Annotated in this window: 16 protein-coding genes and 1 tRNA gene; 8 read left to right on the top strand and 9 right to left on the bottom strand. The window is 62.7% G+C overall.

Annotation, left to right across the window (positions count from 1 at the left end):
• Positions 1 to 951 precede the first annotated feature (951 nt).
• The 5 genes from AC5RVV_RS09095 to AC5RVV_RS09075 all read left to right on the top strand — a co-directional run bounded on the left by AC5RVV_RS09095 (position 952) and on the right by AC5RVV_RS09075 (position 5,159).
• Complete coding sequence (locus AC5RVV_RS09095; protein WP_494000997.1) at positions 952 to 2,226, top strand: multidrug effflux MFS transporter; 1,275 nt, start codon at positions 952 to 954, stop codon at positions 2,224 to 2,226.
• A 221-nt stretch (positions 2,227 to 2,447) separates the two neighbouring features.
• Positions 2,448 to 2,639: a hypothetical protein gene (locus tag AC5RVV_RS09090; RefSeq protein ID WP_494000996.1), complete on the top strand. Its 192-nt coding sequence runs from the start codon at positions 2,448 to 2,450 to the stop codon at positions 2,637 to 2,639.
• Positions 2,640 to 2,802: 163 nt separating this feature from the next.
• The gene (locus AC5RVV_RS09085) at positions 2,803 to 3,225 is read left to right on the top strand and encodes a MarR family winged helix-turn-helix transcriptional regulator (RefSeq protein WP_494000995.1); all 423 of its coding nucleotides are present in this window, start codon (positions 2,803 to 2,805) and stop codon (positions 3,223 to 3,225) included.
• Between the two features lie 4 nt (positions 3,226 to 3,229).
• The gene (locus AC5RVV_RS09080) at positions 3,230 to 4,525 is read left to right on the top strand and encodes an MFS transporter (protein WP_494000994.1); all 1,296 of its coding nucleotides are present in this window, start codon (positions 3,230 to 3,232) and stop codon (positions 4,523 to 4,525) included.
• A 253-nt stretch (positions 4,526 to 4,778) separates the two neighbouring features.
• Positions 4,779 to 5,159, top strand: coding sequence for an NUDIX domain-containing protein (locus tag AC5RVV_RS09075; protein ID WP_494001315.1), 381 nt, complete (start codon positions 4,779 to 4,781; stop codon positions 5,157 to 5,159).
• 4 nt (positions 5,160 to 5,163) lie between these two features.
• On the opposite strand, the gene AC5RVV_RS09070 is transcribed toward AC5RVV_RS09075, so the two are convergent.
• Positions 5,164 to 5,511, bottom strand: coding sequence for a hydroxyisourate hydrolase (locus AC5RVV_RS09070; protein WP_494000993.1), 348 nt, complete (start codon positions 5,509 to 5,511; stop codon positions 5,164 to 5,166).
• A 170-nt stretch (positions 5,512 to 5,681) separates the two neighbouring features.
• Between AC5RVV_RS09070 and AC5RVV_RS09065 the strand changes: the two genes are divergently transcribed.
• Complete coding sequence (locus AC5RVV_RS09065) at positions 5,682 to 5,984, top strand: 2-oxo-4-hydroxy-4-carboxy-5-ureidoimidazoline decarboxylase (protein WP_494001314.1); 303 nt, start codon at positions 5,682 to 5,684, stop codon at positions 5,982 to 5,984.
• Here the strand turns inward: AC5RVV_RS09065 and AC5RVV_RS09060 are convergent.
• From AC5RVV_RS09060 to AC5RVV_RS09035, 6 genes are all read right to left on the bottom strand, one after another.
• Positions 5,924 to 6,175, bottom strand: a complete 252-nt coding sequence (locus AC5RVV_RS09060) for a redoxin domain-containing protein (protein ID WP_494000992.1) — start codon at positions 6,173 to 6,175, stop codon at positions 5,924 to 5,926. The genes AC5RVV_RS09065 and AC5RVV_RS09060 overlap by 61 nt on opposite strands.
• Before the next feature lie 745 nt (positions 6,176 to 6,920).
• On the bottom strand, positions 6,921 to 8,840 hold the full coding sequence (locus AC5RVV_RS09055; RefSeq protein WP_494000991.1) for an FAD-binding monooxygenase: 1,920 nt from the start codon (positions 8,838 to 8,840) through the stop codon (positions 6,921 to 6,923).
• A 111-nt stretch (positions 8,841 to 8,951) separates the two neighbouring features.
• Positions 8,952 to 9,740, bottom strand: a complete 789-nt coding sequence (locus tag AC5RVV_RS09050; protein ID WP_494001313.1) for an IclR family transcriptional regulator — start codon at positions 9,738 to 9,740, stop codon at positions 8,952 to 8,954.
• A gap of 660 nt (positions 9,741 to 10,400) precedes the next feature.
• Positions 10,401 to 10,523 carry a hypothetical protein gene (locus AC5RVV_RS09045; protein ID WP_494000990.1) on the bottom strand — a complete coding sequence of 41 codons (123 nt, stop codon included), beginning with the start codon at positions 10,521 to 10,523 and terminating at the stop codon, positions 10,401 to 10,403.
• A 20-nt stretch (positions 10,524 to 10,543) separates the two neighbouring features.
• A complete protein-coding gene (locus AC5RVV_RS09040) occupies positions 10,544 to 11,551 on the bottom strand; it encodes a tyrosine-type recombinase/integrase (RefSeq protein WP_494000989.1) in 1,008 nt (335 codons plus the stop codon).
• Positions 11,548 to 12,546, bottom strand: a complete 999-nt coding sequence (locus tag AC5RVV_RS09035) for a HamA C-terminal domain-containing protein (protein ID WP_494000988.1) — start codon at positions 12,544 to 12,546, stop codon at positions 11,548 to 11,550. Before AC5RVV_RS09035 ends, AC5RVV_RS09040 begins: the two co-directional genes overlap by 4 nt.
• A gap of 528 nt (positions 12,547 to 13,074) precedes the next feature.
• Between AC5RVV_RS09035 and AC5RVV_RS09030 the strand changes: the two genes are divergently transcribed.
• A complete protein-coding gene (locus tag AC5RVV_RS09030) occupies positions 13,075 to 13,764 on the top strand; it encodes a hypothetical protein (protein ID WP_494000987.1) in 690 nt (229 codons plus the stop codon).
• Positions 13,765 to 14,093: 329 nt separating this feature from the next.
• On the opposite strand, the gene AC5RVV_RS09025 is transcribed toward AC5RVV_RS09030, so the two are convergent.
• Positions 14,094 to 14,167 (bottom strand) — tRNA-Met (locus AC5RVV_RS09025).
• A gap of 160 nt (positions 14,168 to 14,327) precedes the next feature.
• Complete coding sequence (gene purB, locus AC5RVV_RS09020) at positions 14,328 to 15,740, bottom strand: adenylosuccinate lyase (protein WP_494000986.1); 1,413 nt, start codon at positions 15,738 to 15,740, stop codon at positions 14,328 to 14,330.
• Between the two features lie 157 nt (positions 15,741 to 15,897).
• Between purB and AC5RVV_RS09015 the strand changes: the two genes are divergently transcribed.
• Positions 15,898 to 16,212, top strand: a complete 315-nt coding sequence (locus AC5RVV_RS09015; RefSeq protein WP_494000985.1) for a hypothetical protein — start codon at positions 15,898 to 15,900, stop codon at positions 16,210 to 16,212.
• Positions 16,213 to 16,227: the final 15 nt, after the last annotated feature.

Here is a 16,227-nt window from a genome sequence, read left to right as displayed (position 1 = left end):
TTCCGATGCCCCGCGACCCGTGAACGACGCAGCCGCGGAGTTAGGGGACTGGCGCCGTCCTCATGGTCGCCTCACCTCTCACCGCCCCGGCCGCCTGGGAGCAGCGGCACCCCAGAACTTAAGGTGCGGCGGCCAGAGGAGGCCGCTTTGAGCAGACCCTCGGAGCCAAGCCACGGGAAATTAATCCGGCCCGCACTCATCCTTGTAGAACCACTAACGAGGAGCCTTCAACAGCAGGGGGCAATGCAATGAGCAATCCATCAGTTAATGCGGAGATCAAAGCAAAGCACCGGGCATGTGGGCACTCGGCGACTATCCCGCCGTCGCCACGGAAACACAAGCGTCCGGTGTGTGATTTGCCGCCCAGCCCAACGAGTGCTCAACGAGCTCTGGGGATATGTGAACCTGCGCAAGAACCTGTTCCTGCCGACGAAGAAAGCCAACGGCTGGGGCACCACGAAATCAGGCCGAAGTACACGCACCTACGACGCTCCGAAAACACCCCTTCCAACGCGTCATCGACAGCGGCGTTCTCGCTGCGGAGAAGACCGCACAGATCGAAGAACTGCGCAGGAACACCAAACCTGCGGAACTGACCAGAAACATCGTCAGGGTCCAGCAAGAACTCATCAAAGCGGCCAAAGTCAAAACCCTCGCGTTCAGGGACCAGGTCTCGCGAGCACATTAGGTGAGGCACGCAGGGAACGTTTCGCGAGCATATTGACGTGAGGCACCATGTCCTCCTCGGGCTTCCTGCGCAGGATAGCATCCTGTTCTTGAAAACGGAATGATGTTCCGCAAGATCCATCAAATGTGCATACAATCTTGACCAGCCCTGCGTCGCGGCCTCGGACCTGCCGGGCCAGCATCCTTCCCGCATCATGCCGCGGGCGATGTTTCACCTCCGAGTACCTAAAGAAGCGGCCGCTCGAACAAAGAATCCCATCCACCATGAACACCGCACCCGCAACCCCGACGGCGCCCGCCCGTCTGGCTTCCTTCATCCTGTCCCTGACACTCATCGCCGTCATCGTGCCTTTGGCGATCGATCTTTACGTGCCCGGAATGCCCCTCATGGCCAGCGAGTTCGAGGTCGGGGACGCCCAGATCCAGCTTTCCCTCGCCTCCTACCTGCTCGCGATGTCCCTCGGCCAGCTAGCCTTCGGGCCGCTGTCGGACGCACGCGGGCGCCGCCTCCCTCTTTTTGCCGGGCTTGTTCTCTTTTTCATCGGCGCACTCCTCACGGCGACCACAACCAACTTCTGGCTCATGGTCATCTTCCGGTTCCTGCAGGGGCTCGGCGGATCGGCCACCATCGTCGTCATGTACTCCACGATCCGCGACCGCGTCCAAGGGGCTCGGGCCGCTCGTCTCTACTCCGTCGTCGTGGCGCTCGGCGCAATCGCCCCCGTCGTGGCTCCCGCCGTAGGAGGCCTCATTATCGACAGTCACGGATGGCGCTGGTCCTTCGCCTCCATGGCCCTCGCAGCATTCGTCGTCGCAGCTATTGCAGCGAAAGGCATGCCCGAATCCCTCGCCGGCGGGGACCGCACACCCCTGAACTTCCGCAGCCTGGCGCCTGGTTACGCCGCGGTGTTGCGGAATCACCGCTTCATTATCCCGGCCCTTGGGCTATCGGTCTTCTACGCGATGCTGTTCCTTGTGATCGGCGGCGCCCCTTTCCTCCTCCAAAATACTTACGGGCTCGACGCCCTGACCTATGGTCTGGTCTTCGGGGTCCTGTCCATCAGCATGGCGGTGGGCGCCCCGTTTTCCGGATGGTTGTCCGGGCACCGGGGCCTCGACCGGGCAGCACGAACCGGCGCGGTCCTCGTCCTGCTTGGAAGCGTGGTCACCGCGGGATCCCTCGCTGCAGGAGCATCCATCTGGCTCGTCTTAATCGGCTTGATCATCCTCCTCGTGGGAGTCGGCATGGCCGAGCCCCCGTTGGTCAGTGCCGCCATGGGAGCGGCATCCACACATATCGGCGTCCACTCAGCAGTTATGGGAACCATTCAGTATGCCCTCAGTGCCCTGGCCACCCCACTCGGCGGCGCAGCCATCGGCCAAAGCCCTACGGCGTGGGGCGCTCTATTGCTCGCCGTCGCGGGCATCGGGCTGGCCTTAACCTTCGGCGGATCCCGACGCGCGAGGGATGCCGCAAACAACCCCCTCGGAACTCGTAGAAGACCCGAGGTAACGGCGATCCAGCGGCAAACCGGATAGTCGGCAAGCGGGATTGGGGCGTGCTTCCTCATGCGTTGAGACAGTTGGTGATGGGCGCACGATGGCCCCGCCGCTGTGCGGGCCTGCAAGTCCTTGGCCTACGTGGGGAAGTCCTTCCGCTGCTTCAAGTCTTTCGTTCTGCTGATCTGCCCTGGCTCCGCCGACCTTCCCCGACGAAGCCCATCGCCGCGGTGACCAGGCACCTCGGGTTGATCGCAACGATGTCCACCACCTTCTATGATTCCTACAACGAGGCCAGGGCTCATCGGATCGCTCGACCTGATTTCCAACGGCCGGGCCGGGTCAATGCGGTGACCAGTTCGTCCGACATCTCGGCCCTGAACTACTCCCTGGACAGGCATATGCAGGTGCATGTAGTGATCCCATTCGCCGCAGCACGCTCCATTTCGTGACCGCGCTCTTGGCACAATGTTAAGGTTTCACTCCCAGGTCGACAGATACCCCTTCGACATCGAGGTGCTGCTCAAGCCTCCCCAATTTGCTGGCGAGTTGATAAGGCAGCCTCGCTGGCGCCCAAGTCTTGTGTTAGCGAAGCTAGTGAGCCATGCTAACTACATGGAATCTGACATGAGTTCGGGCGCGGAGCTCCGTATCCTGATTCAGCGTCTCGCGCGCCGGGTACGAAGTCAGCGGAGCGATGAGTCCCTCCCCGACGGAAAACTGAGCGTGCTGTTCCGTCTCTCCGGCGGAGCGCTGGGGCCGGTTCAACTCGCTGCCCTCGAAGGGGTGCGGGCGCCGTCGATGATCCGCACCATCAACTCCCTCGAAAAGGATGGGTACGTCCAGCGCCGCGCCCATCGGGAAGATGCCCGACGAGTGGAGGTCACTATCACCGAGGCGGGTATGAGACTCGTCGCAAGCACCCGTCAGATGCGTACCGAATGGTTCATGGAGAGGCTGTCGGCTTTGGATGCGCACGACCGTGCGGTGCTTGAGGCTGCCGCCCCCGTGCTCCGTCGTCTCCTCGGCGAGGAGTAAACACATGTTCCGTTCCCTGCGGCACTTCAACTTTCGGCTGTGGGTCGTCGGTCTGCTCGTATCCAATCTCGGCGTGTGGATGCAGCGCATCACCCAGGACTGGCTTGTGCTCACCCAGCTCACTGACCACAACGCTACTGCCGTCGGTTTAGCCACGGCCCTGCAATTCCTTCCCCAAGTGCTGCTGGTGACAATAACCGGCACGGTGGCCGACCGTGTGAATCGCCGTACGCTGGTCGCCATCACCCAGGCTGTCATGGCGATCCTAGCAGCTGGCCTGGCCCTTTGCGTGGCTTCTGGCGTGCTCGACCTCGCCCTGCTGCTGGCCTTCTCGCTTGCCTTGGGAGTCGCAAGCGCCTTCGACAATCCTGCTCGCCAGGCCTTCATTGGTGAGATCGTGCCAAAGGATGATCTAACCAACGCGGTGGCGCTCAATGCCGCGTCGTTCAATCTCGCACGTCTGCTTGGACCCGCGGTGGCAGGGCTGCTAGTGGCGGGGATCGGCGCAGGCTGGGTGTTCGCGCTCAACGCCGCGAGCTTCATCGCGGTCCTGATCTCACTTGCCGCACTACGTCGGAGTGAGATCAATACGGTCCAGTCAATACCGCGACGGGGCGGTCATTTTCGTTCGGGGTTGCAGTATCTATTGGGTCGCCCCGATCTGTGTGTGGTGATGATCGTGATGTTTGTCTTTGGAATGCTCGGGATGAACCTTCCCGTGATCACCGTGACTATGACGGGCACCGAGTTCCAACAAAATGCCGAGGTCTTTGGACTCATCAACTCATCGGTGGCGGTCGGATCCATAGTGGGGTCCCTCGCGGTCGCGAAGCAGGAGTCCGTGCGGTTGCGTAATCTCGTCATCGCCGGCCTGCTCGTCGCAGGATCGGCCGGCATCACAGCGGTCACACCCACTGTCTTATGGTTCGGCGTCGCGCTGGTTTCCGTGGGCTTTTCGACCATGCTGCTGGTCTCGAACGCGATGTCGTACATGCAGGTCGCGACGGAAGGGGCATACCGGGGCCGCATTCTTGCCCTCTACCTCGCCTTCTTCATGGGCGCAACGCCGATCGGCGCACCATTGTCGGGCTGGATCGCCGATACCATCGGTCCGCGGTGGACGCTGGCAGCTGCGGCTTTTGGCGGCTTCCTCGTGGTCATCATCCTCCTAGGGTGGGTCGCCGTGCACCGTCGGATACGCATCAATCTCCACCCGGACCGGCCCTTCCGGCTCCAAATGTCCTACGGCCGACCGCCAAATTACCCAGAAGTTCTGCTCCCATCTACCTTCGACACGTGAGCGACTCTCGCTCATCCATGACTTCCCATACTGCAAAGGAGAGGATGGCTACCTCCGGGCGGATGAAGGAAACGTCTCGAACGCCCGACGCGATTTACATGGCCGTCTGGACGCTCCGTCCTCTCTGGTTGCGGACAACTTGGCCATGCGGGACTCACCCCAGCGCTGGTGCACTGGAGGCAGCCCGTTCCAGTAGCAGGGCGGATGGCAGATTAGAATTAAAGGATAGGAAAATGAGCAGAGTCAATCAGTCCTGGGGCCCGGGGCTCCTCCCGCCGCAGCCGCCGGCGTCCTCATAGGAAACGCCGTTATCGCCACAGTAATCGAGTGGCGGGGCCGGATTGCACTATTCCAAAGGAGTTCACGTCTTGGTCACGATAGCGGTCTCTGGGGCTGCATCACGGGATTCGTAAAAGACGGTGCTAGCCTGGAACAGCCAGCTCGTCAAGAGTTATTCGAAGAAACCGGTCTCCAGGTGAATGACCTTTTGGATTTCCGGCAAGGACCGGTCCTGACGGTCTCACACGATTCGGGTGCGATTTGGCTGGTTTTCACTTTCACAGCCGTGACATCCCAACGTCGGCTGAAACACTGGGAACATGGCTCCTACCGGTGGGTCACGGCCCGTAAGTGAACCGCTATGGCAACCGCGCCGCCTGGCTCGACACCGTCCCTGGCGCAACCGGCCACGTGGCAACCGACGGTCCGACAGTCACCGAGACGCCGAGCAGTGGCTCTGGCCGAAGACCACCTCGTGTGCCGCAGCGCAGAGCATTCGAAGGGCGGTCGCCGCAGGTTGAACGGATAGCCGGGTCCTTGACCTCGAAGACCACCTCCACGGACGGATAGAAAGTCTCCGTTTCCGCCGCCGGGAAGTAGGCCCCGGTCTCGAACTTGATCCGGTAGACGTCGGCGTCGACGGCCTCGGGGCCAAGGTTCTTGATCCGGCCGCCGCTGTCCGTGCGCCCTGCCGCGATCTCCTGCATCCTGACGCCCTCTGCGCATCCAGCACGGCTTTGACGCTGGCCGCGGGCCTGCCGGCGTCGGTGTCGAGGACGTGGGTGGTGATGTGGCTAGCGTTCACGGGTTCGCTACTCAACACCGGAGTCTCACATGACGCCGCAATCTAAGAGGAACTGCGCCGGATGAACCTGGCCTGCGAGGAAAAGTTTGGGCGCGTCTTTCTGATCCGAGCCGCGGGCCGCAGCGCGGGGAGATCCTGGCGCAGCTCACCAGCCGGCTGGACCACTCGCCGGAAGAAGAGATCGCGGTGGTAGGGCCACAGCTGCGCGAAATCGCCACCCTGCGGCTGGAGGACCTTGTCGCCGAGTGTCTTGTCGCCGTAGGAGCCGTACGCCTGAGCTACGGCAAAATCCGGATCGGAAGGCAGCAGGAAGGTCAGGCCCTCGGCGTCGCTGAAGGCCTGGATGGCATCGGCGAGATGCCGATACCGTCGTAGTTGGCGGCCTGCAGCAAGTTGAGGTTGTCGCGGAAGTCGCAGGCCTCAGTGGTGCAGGCGGAAGTGGCGGCCTTGGTGCGGAGGTAGACCACAAGATTCCGGTCCGCGTAGTCGGACAGTGAGACCTTCTTGCCGTCGGCATCGGAGAGGGTGAACTCCGGAGCGGGCATGCCGGGCTGGAGCTGGGACACGAATATCCTCTTTCGTTGGAACAAGCAGTGCGAACTAAGTCTTTGGCGGCTAGCATCGATGAGGCGGTGGCCGGCGCAGCGGTTGCCGCCACCAACCGCCGGGACCGGCAGACAGAAGCGAACCGGCCTGGGATACCGCCGAACGGCGCCAGTAACTCGCGTAAAGCCTGGACGACAAGGGCGACCGGGAAGCCGTCAACTCTCGGCTCCTGCAGTCCCCAAGGCGCCCACCCCTCAGCCGCCGTCGCACAGAAACCATCAATGGCCAAGACGTCAAAGATGGCCAAGCAAGGGCGGCAAGGCAGGACGCTGGAACACGGAGGACTCGAACGCTAGGTTCTTGCTGTCCTAGGCTCGCCTCCAGATACCAGTGCAACCCCTGCGACGGCGTCTGGTCCCAGGCCCGGTAAACTAATTTGCTGTTGAGCTGCTCGCCAATTTTCGGGGCAGCTCAACGGCATGACGGTTCGAAACGATGAGGCTCAAAGGGCTAGCAGAATCCAGGCAGTGACCTGGCAGAGCCTGCCGAATTGTAAGGCATCCATGAAGCCGGTCAGGACACCGAGCTCTGCTGGGAGGTCAGCGGTTGGCCAGTGAATCCGACCGGCACGGACGAGAAGCACGGGTATGACTGGCCACCGGAAGGTGCTTTTTCGCTCGGCAGGGTAAGGGTCTAGAAAACCACATTTCCCGGCCCAGAGCACCCTTTCCTTGTCTATAGCGCCTCACTCATGAATACCCCGGGCTAGCCCAGCATGAGCCCGGCGAAGAAGTCTGCCAGTTCCCGATGTGCGTCGAGCGGCAGGACATGGGCGACGTACTGGTCTGGGCGGACCACCACCATGGCGCCCTGCTGGCGGTCGATGCCGCGCTGGTCGAAGATGTCATCCCCGGACTTCAGGTCGGGGGTGAAGACTTTCTCGTAGTCCTTCAGCCCAAAGGGAGCCTTCTGCGGGAACAGGAAGGATGGCACGTCGTTGGCGTCCAGTTCCCGGTGGTTCTGCTGGAAGACGGCGCGGACATCGAAGACGGCGTCGGCGTCGGCGTCGGCGGGAGTGTATCGCCGGACCGGAGAGTCTTCGGAGTCGGCCAGGAACCGGCACAGTTCGGCCAGCCGTGAGTCTGCCTCGCCGGGGTGGGCGGAGTCGGCGAAGGCGTAGATCCGCCAGCGGCCGTCTGCCTGTGCGACGTGGCCCAACCCCACGGGTTTGGCGTCGGCCAGGCGGACAACCGGGGCCGAGTGGAACCGCTCGCCGATCGGGAAGCCCTTGGCCAGATGCTCGTGGGTGTCCTCGCCGGTGATCATTGACGGCGTGTAGTCGGTGGCGAAGCCGGCGGTAAAGCGGCCGGCCTCAACGAATTGCCGTTCCAGCTCGGCCGGTTCCAGGCCTTCGTCGTCGGGCCGGTTCGGGTCTTTCGGGCGGGAACTGACGGTCTTGGACCAGCGGATGTCGAAGTCGATTAGTTCCTGGGCCACGGCGTGGCGCTCGCCGGAGTACGTGTCCAGCAGGGACTCGGGGCTGCGGCCTTCCAAAACGGCCGCGAGCTTCCAGCCCAGGTTGAAGCCGTCCTGCATCGAGACGTTCATGCCCTGGCCCGCCTTGGCGCTGTGCGTGTGGCAGGCGTCGCCGGCGATGAAGACGCGCGGGGTACGCTGGCCGCGCTCTTCCGGCATGACGTCGTCGAACCGGTCGGCAATGCGTTGGCCCACCTCGTAGACCGACCACCAAGCAATGTCCTTGACCTCCAACGTGTAGGGATGCAGGATCCGCTGCGCCGCCTCGATGATCATGTCCGAGGTGAACCGCTGCCGGGCCTCACGGTCGGCCGGATCGAGGTCGCCCAAGTCCACGTAGAGCCGGATCAGGTAGCCGCCTTCGCGCGGGATAAGCAGGATGTTGCCATCCTGGGCCGACTGGATGGCGGCCTTGAAACGTACGTCGGGGAAATCCGTGACGACCAGGACGTCCGCCACGCCCCAGGCATGGTTGCGGGCGTCGCCACGCAGTTCCAAGCCGATCGACCGACGCACGGAGCTGCGTGCGCCGTCGCATCCCACCACGTACTTGGCGCGGACGGTCACCTCTTCCGACGGGTTGTCGGCGTCGGTCCGGCGCATGGTCACCCGCACCGGGTAGTCGCCCAATCCCTCGACCTCGACGCCGGTGACTTCCAGACCGTAGTCCGGTTCCAACCGGCTGGGGGACTTGCGCATGTGCTCCAGCAGGTAGTCCTGCATCCGGGCCTGATTGACGATCACGTGCGGGTACTCGGACAGCCCGTCCGCAACGTCCTGGACCCGTCCGCTGCGAACGATCCCCGAGCGGTCCTGGTCATCCGGCCGCCAGAACACCGTTTCGTTGACCCAATAGCCTTCCCGGACCAAGCGCTCGGCCAGACCGAAGGCGTTGAACATTTCGACTGTCCGGCAGGCCACGCCGTCGGCCTGCCCCAGCGCCAGCGGGCCTTCCCGCCGTTCCACCACGCGGGTGGTGATGCCCGGGAACTCGGCCAGCTGGGCGGCCAGCACAACCCCGGCCGGTCCGGTGCCGACCACCAGGATATCCACTTCTTCCGGCATTCCGCCTTGGCTTTCCGTGCGGTTTTCCGCAGCCGGCCGGAGTTCAGGATCGCCCGGATGGTAGCCGTCTAGATAAAACTGCATGATGCTCCTGGTGGTTTGTCGGGCCGTGCCCGGGACCGGATGTTGTCGTGTCGCATCACATCGTAGTGATTGGCGCCACGGATCAGCCAAGAGATTCTGTGCAGCAGAATGCTATGTGGTGGGCAGTACGCCGTCGTCCTGAAGTTCGCGCAACACTGCTTCGCAGCTGGCCTGGAGGGCCTGGATGACCTGCGGTTTCTGGATAGCGCCGGCGCGGGACAACGGCGAGCTGATCGATACGGCCAAGGCGGCGGGCCGGCCTGCGGTTGCCAGCGGTGCGCCGACGGCAGCGAGGTCCGCTTCGGTGCGCCCGAGATTGACGGCATACCCCTGCGTCCGTGCTTCCGCCAGTTCGCGCTGCAGGCCTTCCAGTTCCGCCGCTGCGAGGCTGCCGCCGGTTTTTTGCGCCTGCCGGCCGGTGTAGAGCTGCGCGACCGACGGCTCCGGCAGTGTGGCCAGGATGGCCTTGCCGCCGGAGGAGAGGTGCGCCGGAAGGACCGTGCCGGTGCGGTTGCCGACCCGGAGCAACTGAGGGCCCTCGGCCGTGAACAGGTAGCGAGCGGTGACGCCGACCCACTCAACGAGGTTCACAGTTTCGCGCACCGAGTGTGCCAACGCCTCAAGGTGTGGGCGGGCGATCGAGACGGCGCTCCGGGCAGGGTCGGCGGCGGGGTCGGCGCGCAGGGTCGGACCGGCGCAATAGCGCCGCTGGTCATCCTGCAAGGCGAAACCCCGGTACACCAGCATGGCCATGAGCCGGTGGGCAGTGGACGGGGCCACGTCCAGAGCCTTGGCCGCGTCGGTGATCCGCAGCCAGTCCCGCTCCTGGAGAAGCATGATCAACTGCAGCGCCCGGTCGACGGAGTCCACGGCATAGCCGGGCTTCTTCACGATGCTCATTTTCTGCACAGCAGAAGTCTAGTCCGGTTGGTAGTCCGTTCTGCTTATCTTTCATGGACGGGCCGCAAGTAGGCGGCCGTGGGTTCCTATAAGACCCTCTTAGAGCCCATGGAATGTTCCGGCTTCGGGGACCGAATGACTGTTAGACACGCGGCGTGTTTTGCCGGGAGGTTGTTGCTGCTGCGATGTACAAGCTCGCGCCCGTGGCCATCATTGCCTCGCAACTGCTTCAACTCCACTGCTTTTCACGCCGATTACCGTGATTATGCAAATTAATTGTCTCAGGCGCCCGTGCAGACACTGTCTGCACGATTTTCGCCCTTCACTCGACGCCCTCGGTTCGGGTGCTGTGGCAATTGGTTCGAGCGAAGGAAGTTCCCGCCGCTCCGCCTCCGGCAGGGCTCGGCGATGATTGTACTGACGGACTTCAGATGGACGCGGAGAAGTCACACGATATATTTGACGCGTTTGAGACTGCTACCGAACCCCTGCATCTATCCAGCACTGAGGCGCACTGCACGCCGCCGAAGCGGCTGTAAAACGCTGGAGACACCGGAGTTGACGAATGGCGAGACTCCAACTGCCCTGTCACTAAGTGACACATGCTGATCGGGCAGTTGGTGCTCCACACCGGTGCCAACAGTTTCTTTGCGCGGAAAACTAGACTGCCCGGAGCCTCCGTGCGGCGTTGACCATGCTGGAGGTGTCCGCGAGGTCGGTGTACGCGGCCCGGTTCACCGCCGTGTCGTGTCCAAAGAAGGCCGCCCGGACCACCTCAGGCACCTGATCGAGCAGCAGCGAGTTCAGCGTCGCACGCCAGACATGCGTCCGGGCCGTCTGCAGAAGCTCGATATGAGCGACTCGCCCAGCTCGATGTAGAGCGGCGTGGTTGCCTTCTGACAGTTGTCGCGGTGCCAGGCAATCATCTGGTCCGTCGGCGCACCAATGACGTGCGCCGAATCGTTTACTGCTGCGTTCTGCCGTGCCAGCAGGCGCTCTGCGACCCGAGTGTCCAGGACGGGCACCCGGCGAGGCCTATGTGTCTTGGAGACGGACTCCGTCACCGTCACGTGGAGAGTGTCGTCGTCGGTGTCGATGTGCTGCCAGGTAAGTGCATTGGCTTCCGATACGCGTAGACCCGTGGTCGCTTGCAACAGGGTGAGCTCAATGGCATTTCGTCTTTTGGCGATACGGTCCGCGAGCGACCAGCGTCCTCGTCTCGGCTTGGTCTGGCCCTCGGCTGGATCGAGCGCCAGGAGGTAGTCGAGGACTGCGGCGTACTGATCCTTCGTCAGGGCCTGACCGCCTCTCTTGCTGCTGACCCGCTTCGAACTCCTCAGATCTATCGACATCCCTGACAACGGGTTGCCGTTGATCACCTTGCTGGTGCGCTGCAACACCTCCTTCGCGATGCGCAGTGTGCCCCGCGAAAGCGGCAACGCGTAGCGGCTGCCCACACCCTTCTGAAGCGTGCGGATCCCGGGGAAATTGCCGAGCTGCACGAGGACCGCCTCGGCAACTGCGAGCACTCGGTCGCTCAGCTCCTGGCCGAAGCCTGTGGAGGAGTCATACTCCCGAAGGAGGGCGATAGTAGTGTAGGCGAGTTCTCGATGCCGAGGGTCGCCTGAGTGGGAGAGCACGTCCGCGTAGCGGAGCAGGTGCTTTGCCTGGATCGGGTCAATAGCTTGGGCTACCTCGCCCGAAAGGAAAGACTCGGCGACTGCGCGTTCAAGGTTTTCATACGCAGCCCGGAAGTCCTCGCGCTCGACGATCATCTCGCTGAGTCGGTCAGCGGCGGTACGCGACGTCACTTCTTTTTCTTCTCCTTTGGCGGGCGCAGGTTCTTGCCACTCAGCTCAGAAGCGAGATCGATGCGAATGTCCTCGATTCCCCGCACAGCGCCATTAATGTTCCGCTTCAAGAAGGGAACTGCATAGATGTGAAACTGGTATCCGCCAAGCCCGCGGTTCTGGATCTCGGTCTTGATGGTCTCCACTTCAGCGGTTATCGTCGATAGCGCGAGCTTACGCAGATGAGCCTCGATTTCCTCGGCCGTGTGATCTGCGAAAGCGTAGGCCGTCACGTCGAGCTCGAAGCCAATGAATACTCCGAACGCGTTCGACTTCTTAATCGCTGGCGTCTCTGATGCGGGTGGCAAAAGAATCGACGCGAGGAGGTCAACCTTCTCGCCGTTGAGGCTCTCCTTCAAGAGTTCTGACTCCACTAGCCAGGTATCGAAGTCGAAGTCGTCTTCCTGGACCTTCCCTATAGATTCGAAGGCAGCCTTCACACCGCGCCGCGCGCTCGATCCGACCTTGCCCGCGGTATCCCCGTACATCTTCGACTCGCCAAATATTAGCTGGTAGTTACCTTCCGAGACCTCAAGCAGGTGCACGCCATCGGTGCCGTGGACGTAGTGCTCCGACGAGGTCTTGAGTTCCATTTTTGAGAGGATCTTCGGCGCGCCCAGATGTCCTTCAAGGAAGGAGTAAAGGAGGAGTTCGCCGCCCTCACCGGCGGTGGAGTCAGGGGCTTTGAACTGCGTTTGTGTTTTCCTGAAGAACTCGCCCATGCGGCTCGGATCGTCGAGCATCTTCTCCAGATTCTGACGGGAAAGCACATAACTGATGCTGTTATTCACCAGTTCCTTGAAGAGAGGCTTTACCGCGAAATCCCCGCCGTCGACGCGAAGCACATGAAGGCGCAGGATTGTCTTCAGGTGTATGTCGAACCGCTCGGGGTCGTAGAAGAGTGCTAAGAATCGATCGCGATTCATCAATGAGAGCGGCAGAACGGCGCCGCTCATCGAGCTGCCGCCACCATCAGTTGCGCATCACGCCAAGTGATGGTTCCAGGTATGCCACTTCTGTCCGAAAACATGTGCCGGCTCTCCTTCGCGCCAACGGCACGTGTTGAGTTCTTCTCGGGTCACATCCCAAGGTACCGGCGACCGGACAGAATACTCGATCTTTGACTGTGCGCGAGCCTGAGACGGTAACCAAACCTCGCATCTATTCCGCACATTCAATGACAGTCGACGAAAGCCGATGACAGCAGAAAGCGCCGTGGACTAGGGATGATCAAAGGTGTGGTACCCCGCAGAAACGCCTGATAGAACCGTATTCTTACTCGAAAGGCCACCGGGTCGACGCCGGTCGGAAGTCACCAAAGCCCCGGAATTCCGGGGCTTTCCTTTACTGTCATCGCGTCGAAGCGCTCACTGAGCAGTGCGTCATCACGTACTCAGATGCGGTTGCGACCGATTGTCTTTCAGCGAAAGTGTCTGAAGTCACCGATAGCCTGATGCCAGCAAATCAATTAGAGGAGTCACCGCATGTCATCAGTCCCCATCGCAGTGTCGCGACTTGGCGATGGCGATTCGCGCGAATCGCAAGATGTTCGGGCGGTGGACTGGCTGCTAAAGCAGCCCGGCGGTCCCATCGTGGTCGTAACTCCGCAGCGTGCTTTTGAGGGTGAAAGTCTGAAGCGACTGATTGCACGGCCGGGGGTTACGCACTATGCGTGGCGAGGGTTTATTAGCAGGTCATTTGACGGCCAGCGCGTGCTCTACGCATGGCCTGACCGCAAGCGTCTGAACCACATCTGGAACAGCGAAGCTGATGCAATCGCAGTCATTGAGTGGAACAAGAATGAGACCGCCGAATGGATTGAAGACACCGAACCGCTCCAACTCTTCCCAGGCCGAATTGTCGCGCCTCACAGACGCGAGGAGAAGCTTGAGCCGTTGCCGAACGGAGTCGACGGGATATTAGAGCACATCGCGAGCATGACGGCAGGCTGCTCATCCGGGTTGAAGTGGAACGAGGAGGACAAACTCAAGGCAGACATGATGAATCGTCCGGACCGCTGGGCTGCCATCACAGTCGAGCAAGTGCGAGTTAAGTGTCGCCAGCTTGGGATGCGCCCCGATGACGTTGACACAATCTCTGGGTTTCTTCACCGCCGGAAGGAAGGACACCGTTTCAGCGTGAGGTCTTCGTACCGGACTTTCCAGTTCAACTAGCGCAGTGAGTGCCGAAGGCGGGCTTAGTGTCGCGAGGGCAACCCACATGGCCGTGGCAGATCTGGCGGTGACGCTTGGGCCCTACGCCCAAGAGACTGCTGCTCATCTAAGACATCAGCGTCGGTGCTCACAAGCCCCGCACAAGGTTAGCGAGGAACCGCTTCAGGCCTCCAACCAGCTATCCGCCGTTGAGCTTCCTTCGACTGCGGACGATAGGGTCTTGCTGGATTGCTAAAAGCTAGACCGGAGTCTAGAACGGAGCCGAATAGTATCCAACAAAAACAAAGGCCCTCTGACCGGGATAATCCCTAGTCAGAGGGCCTTTTTCGTTGCGGGGGTAGGATTTGAACCTACGACCTCCGGGTTATGAGCCCGGCGAGCTACCGAACTGCTCCACCCCGCGGCGTAGTAATGACTCTAGACCCACCCATGGCCAAACGACGAATTTGGTGAGTGGGGTCACTGATCCGGGCCATGGCCATGGTCCTGCAGACGACGACGGCGGCGGTCGCCTTCCCCGCGGAAGGTGACCGGCCGCCGTCGTCGGCAGAACCATGGGAGGGTCAGCGCAGGTGGTCCACCAGCTTGCCGGCAATGCCGTTGTAGTTGGCCGGGGTGAGCGCGAGCAGGCGGTTCTCGGCGTCCGGGGACAGGCCGAGGCCGGAGACGAACTCCTTCATGCGCTCGGCGTCGACGCGGTGGCCGCGGGTGAGCTCCTTCAACCGCTCGTACGGGTTCTCCATGCCTTCGACCCCCGCGATGGCCTCGGCACGCATGACCATTTGGATGGCCTCGCCGAGCACCTCCCAGTTCTGGTCCAGGTCCGCCGCCAGCACCTCGGCGGGAACGCTGAGTCGGTCCAGGCCCTTGGCAACGTTGGAGATGGCCAGCAGCGAGTGCCCGAAGGCGACGCCGATGTTCCGCTGGGAGGACGAGTCGGTGAGGTCGCGCTGCCAGCGGGAGGTGACCAGGGTGGCCGCCAGGGTGTCCAGCAGGCCGTTGGAGATTTCCAGGTTCGCCTCGGCGTTCTCGAAGCGGATCGGGTTGACCTTGTGCGGCATCGTGGACGAGCCGGTGGCTCCTTCGACGGGGATCTGCGCGAAATAACCGATGGAGATGTAGCTCCAGATGTCCGTGCAGGCGTTGTGCAGGATCCGGTTGAAGCGGGCGATGTCGGAGTAGAGCTCGGCCTGCCAGTCGTGCGACTCGATCTGGGTGGTCAACGGGTTCCAGGTCAGGCCGAGGCCCTCGACGAAGCTCTTCGAGACGGCCTGCCAGTCCGCCGAGGGAACAGAAGCGTAGTGCGCCGCATACGTGCCGGTGGCTCCATTGATCTTGCCCAGGTACTCGGTGCGGGCGATCCGGTCCAGCTGGCGGGTGAGGCGGTGGGCGATGACCGCCAGCTCCTTGCCAAGCGTGGTGGGGGTGGCGGGCTGTCCGTGGGTGCGCGAGAGCATCGCCACGTCGCGGTGCTCGCGGGCCATCGACGCGAACTGCTCGACCAGGGCGCGGGCGGCCGGCAGCCAGGCGTGTTCCACGGCCCCCTTCACTCCCACCGCGTAGGAGAGGTTGTTGATGTCCTCCGAGGTGCAGCCGAAGTGCACCATGGCGGTGAGGTTCTCGATGCCCAGCTGGCCGAGCCGGCGGCCGATGAAGTACTCCACGGCCTTCACGTCGTGGACGGTGACGGCTTCGATCTCCGCCAGTTCGCGCACGGCATTTCCGTCGAAGTCGGTGACGATCTTGCGCAGCGCCGACTGCTGCTCCCCGGTCAGCGGTCCCGCCCCGGGCAGTACGGACTGGTTGGCCAGGTGGATCAGCCACTCCACCTCCACATGCACGCGGTCGCGGTTCAGCGCGGCTTCGGAGAGGTAGTCAACCAGCGGCGCAACCGCCTGGTGGTACCGCCCGTCCAACGGACCGAGCGCGATAGCGGGGGTGACTTCTGCCAAGGGAACACGGGAAGTTTCAGCCATGGCCCTATTCTTTCATGTCCCATGCCGCCGCTTCCCGGGTGACTTCGCCTGCACAGAAGCGCCGCGTCCTCCCTCATGCACATGGCCGGTCTGCGTCAGGCCCCGCGGACGACGCCGCCCTAGCCTCGGAGGAAGTCGAGGCGCAAAGGAGGCCACGGTGATGTTTTGGCAAACGGCGACGGCGGAGGCCGGGCCGGGCGACCCGGCGGACCCGGGATGGGGGCCGGCCCCCGGCCGGCTGCTTTCCTGTGAGCAGGAACTGCTGGCCGTGCGGGCGGACCTGGCCGGCGCGGCCGCGGCCTGGGTCTCGCCAGCCGGCAAGGCCTTCCGGGAGCGGCTGCACGAGTACCGCACCGGGATGGCGGAAGCGGCAGAACTGCTCAGGCTCGCGGCAGCGGCGGTCGGTGCGGCAGAGGCGGCTGCCGACGCGGCCCAAACAGCGGCGGCCGCCATGTACGGCCCCCGCCCGTGACGTCCGGGACCCGGA

The organism is Arthrobacter sp. MDT2-34-1, from assembly GCF_059091365.1.
Note: the sequence above shows the minus strand (reverse complement) of the source record. Positions and strands in the feature narration are given on the sequence as shown.

Excerpts from the sequence above, each read along its gene's own strand:
- AC5RVV_RS09055 (WP_494000991.1), bottom strand. The coding sequence starts at position 8,840 with ATGCAGTTTTATCTAGACGGCTACCATCCGGGCGATCCTGAACTCCGG.
- AC5RVV_RS09095 (WP_494000997.1), top strand. The coding sequence starts at position 952 with ATGAACACCGCACCCGCAACCCCGACGGCGCCCGCCCGTCTGGCTTCC.
- AC5RVV_RS09080 (WP_494000994.1), top strand. The coding sequence starts at position 3,230 with ATGTTCCGTTCCCTGCGGCACTTCAACTTTCGGCTGTGGGTCGTCGGT.
- purB (WP_494000986.1), bottom strand. The coding sequence starts at position 15,740 with ATGGCTGAAACTTCCCGTGTTCCCTTGGCAGAAGTCACCCCCGCTATC.
- AC5RVV_RS09070 (WP_494000993.1), bottom strand. The coding sequence starts at position 5,511 with ATGCAGGAGATCGCGGCAGGGCGCACGGACAGCGGCGGCCGGATCAAG.
- AC5RVV_RS09035 (WP_494000988.1), bottom strand. The coding sequence starts at position 12,546 with ATGAGCGGCGCCGTTCTGCCGCTCTCATTGATGAATCGCGATCGATTC.
- AC5RVV_RS09085 (WP_494000995.1), top strand. The coding sequence starts at position 2,803 with ATGGAATCTGACATGAGTTCGGGCGCGGAGCTCCGTATCCTGATTCAG.
- AC5RVV_RS09030 (WP_494000987.1), top strand. The coding sequence starts at position 13,075 with ATGTCATCAGTCCCCATCGCAGTGTCGCGACTTGGCGATGGCGATTCG.
- AC5RVV_RS09090 (WP_494000996.1), top strand. The coding sequence starts at position 2,448 with ATGTCCACCACCTTCTATGATTCCTACAACGAGGCCAGGGCTCATCGG.
- AC5RVV_RS09050 (WP_494001313.1), bottom strand. The coding sequence starts at position 9,740 with ATGAGCATCGTGAAGAAGCCCGGCTATGCCGTGGACTCCGTCGACCGG.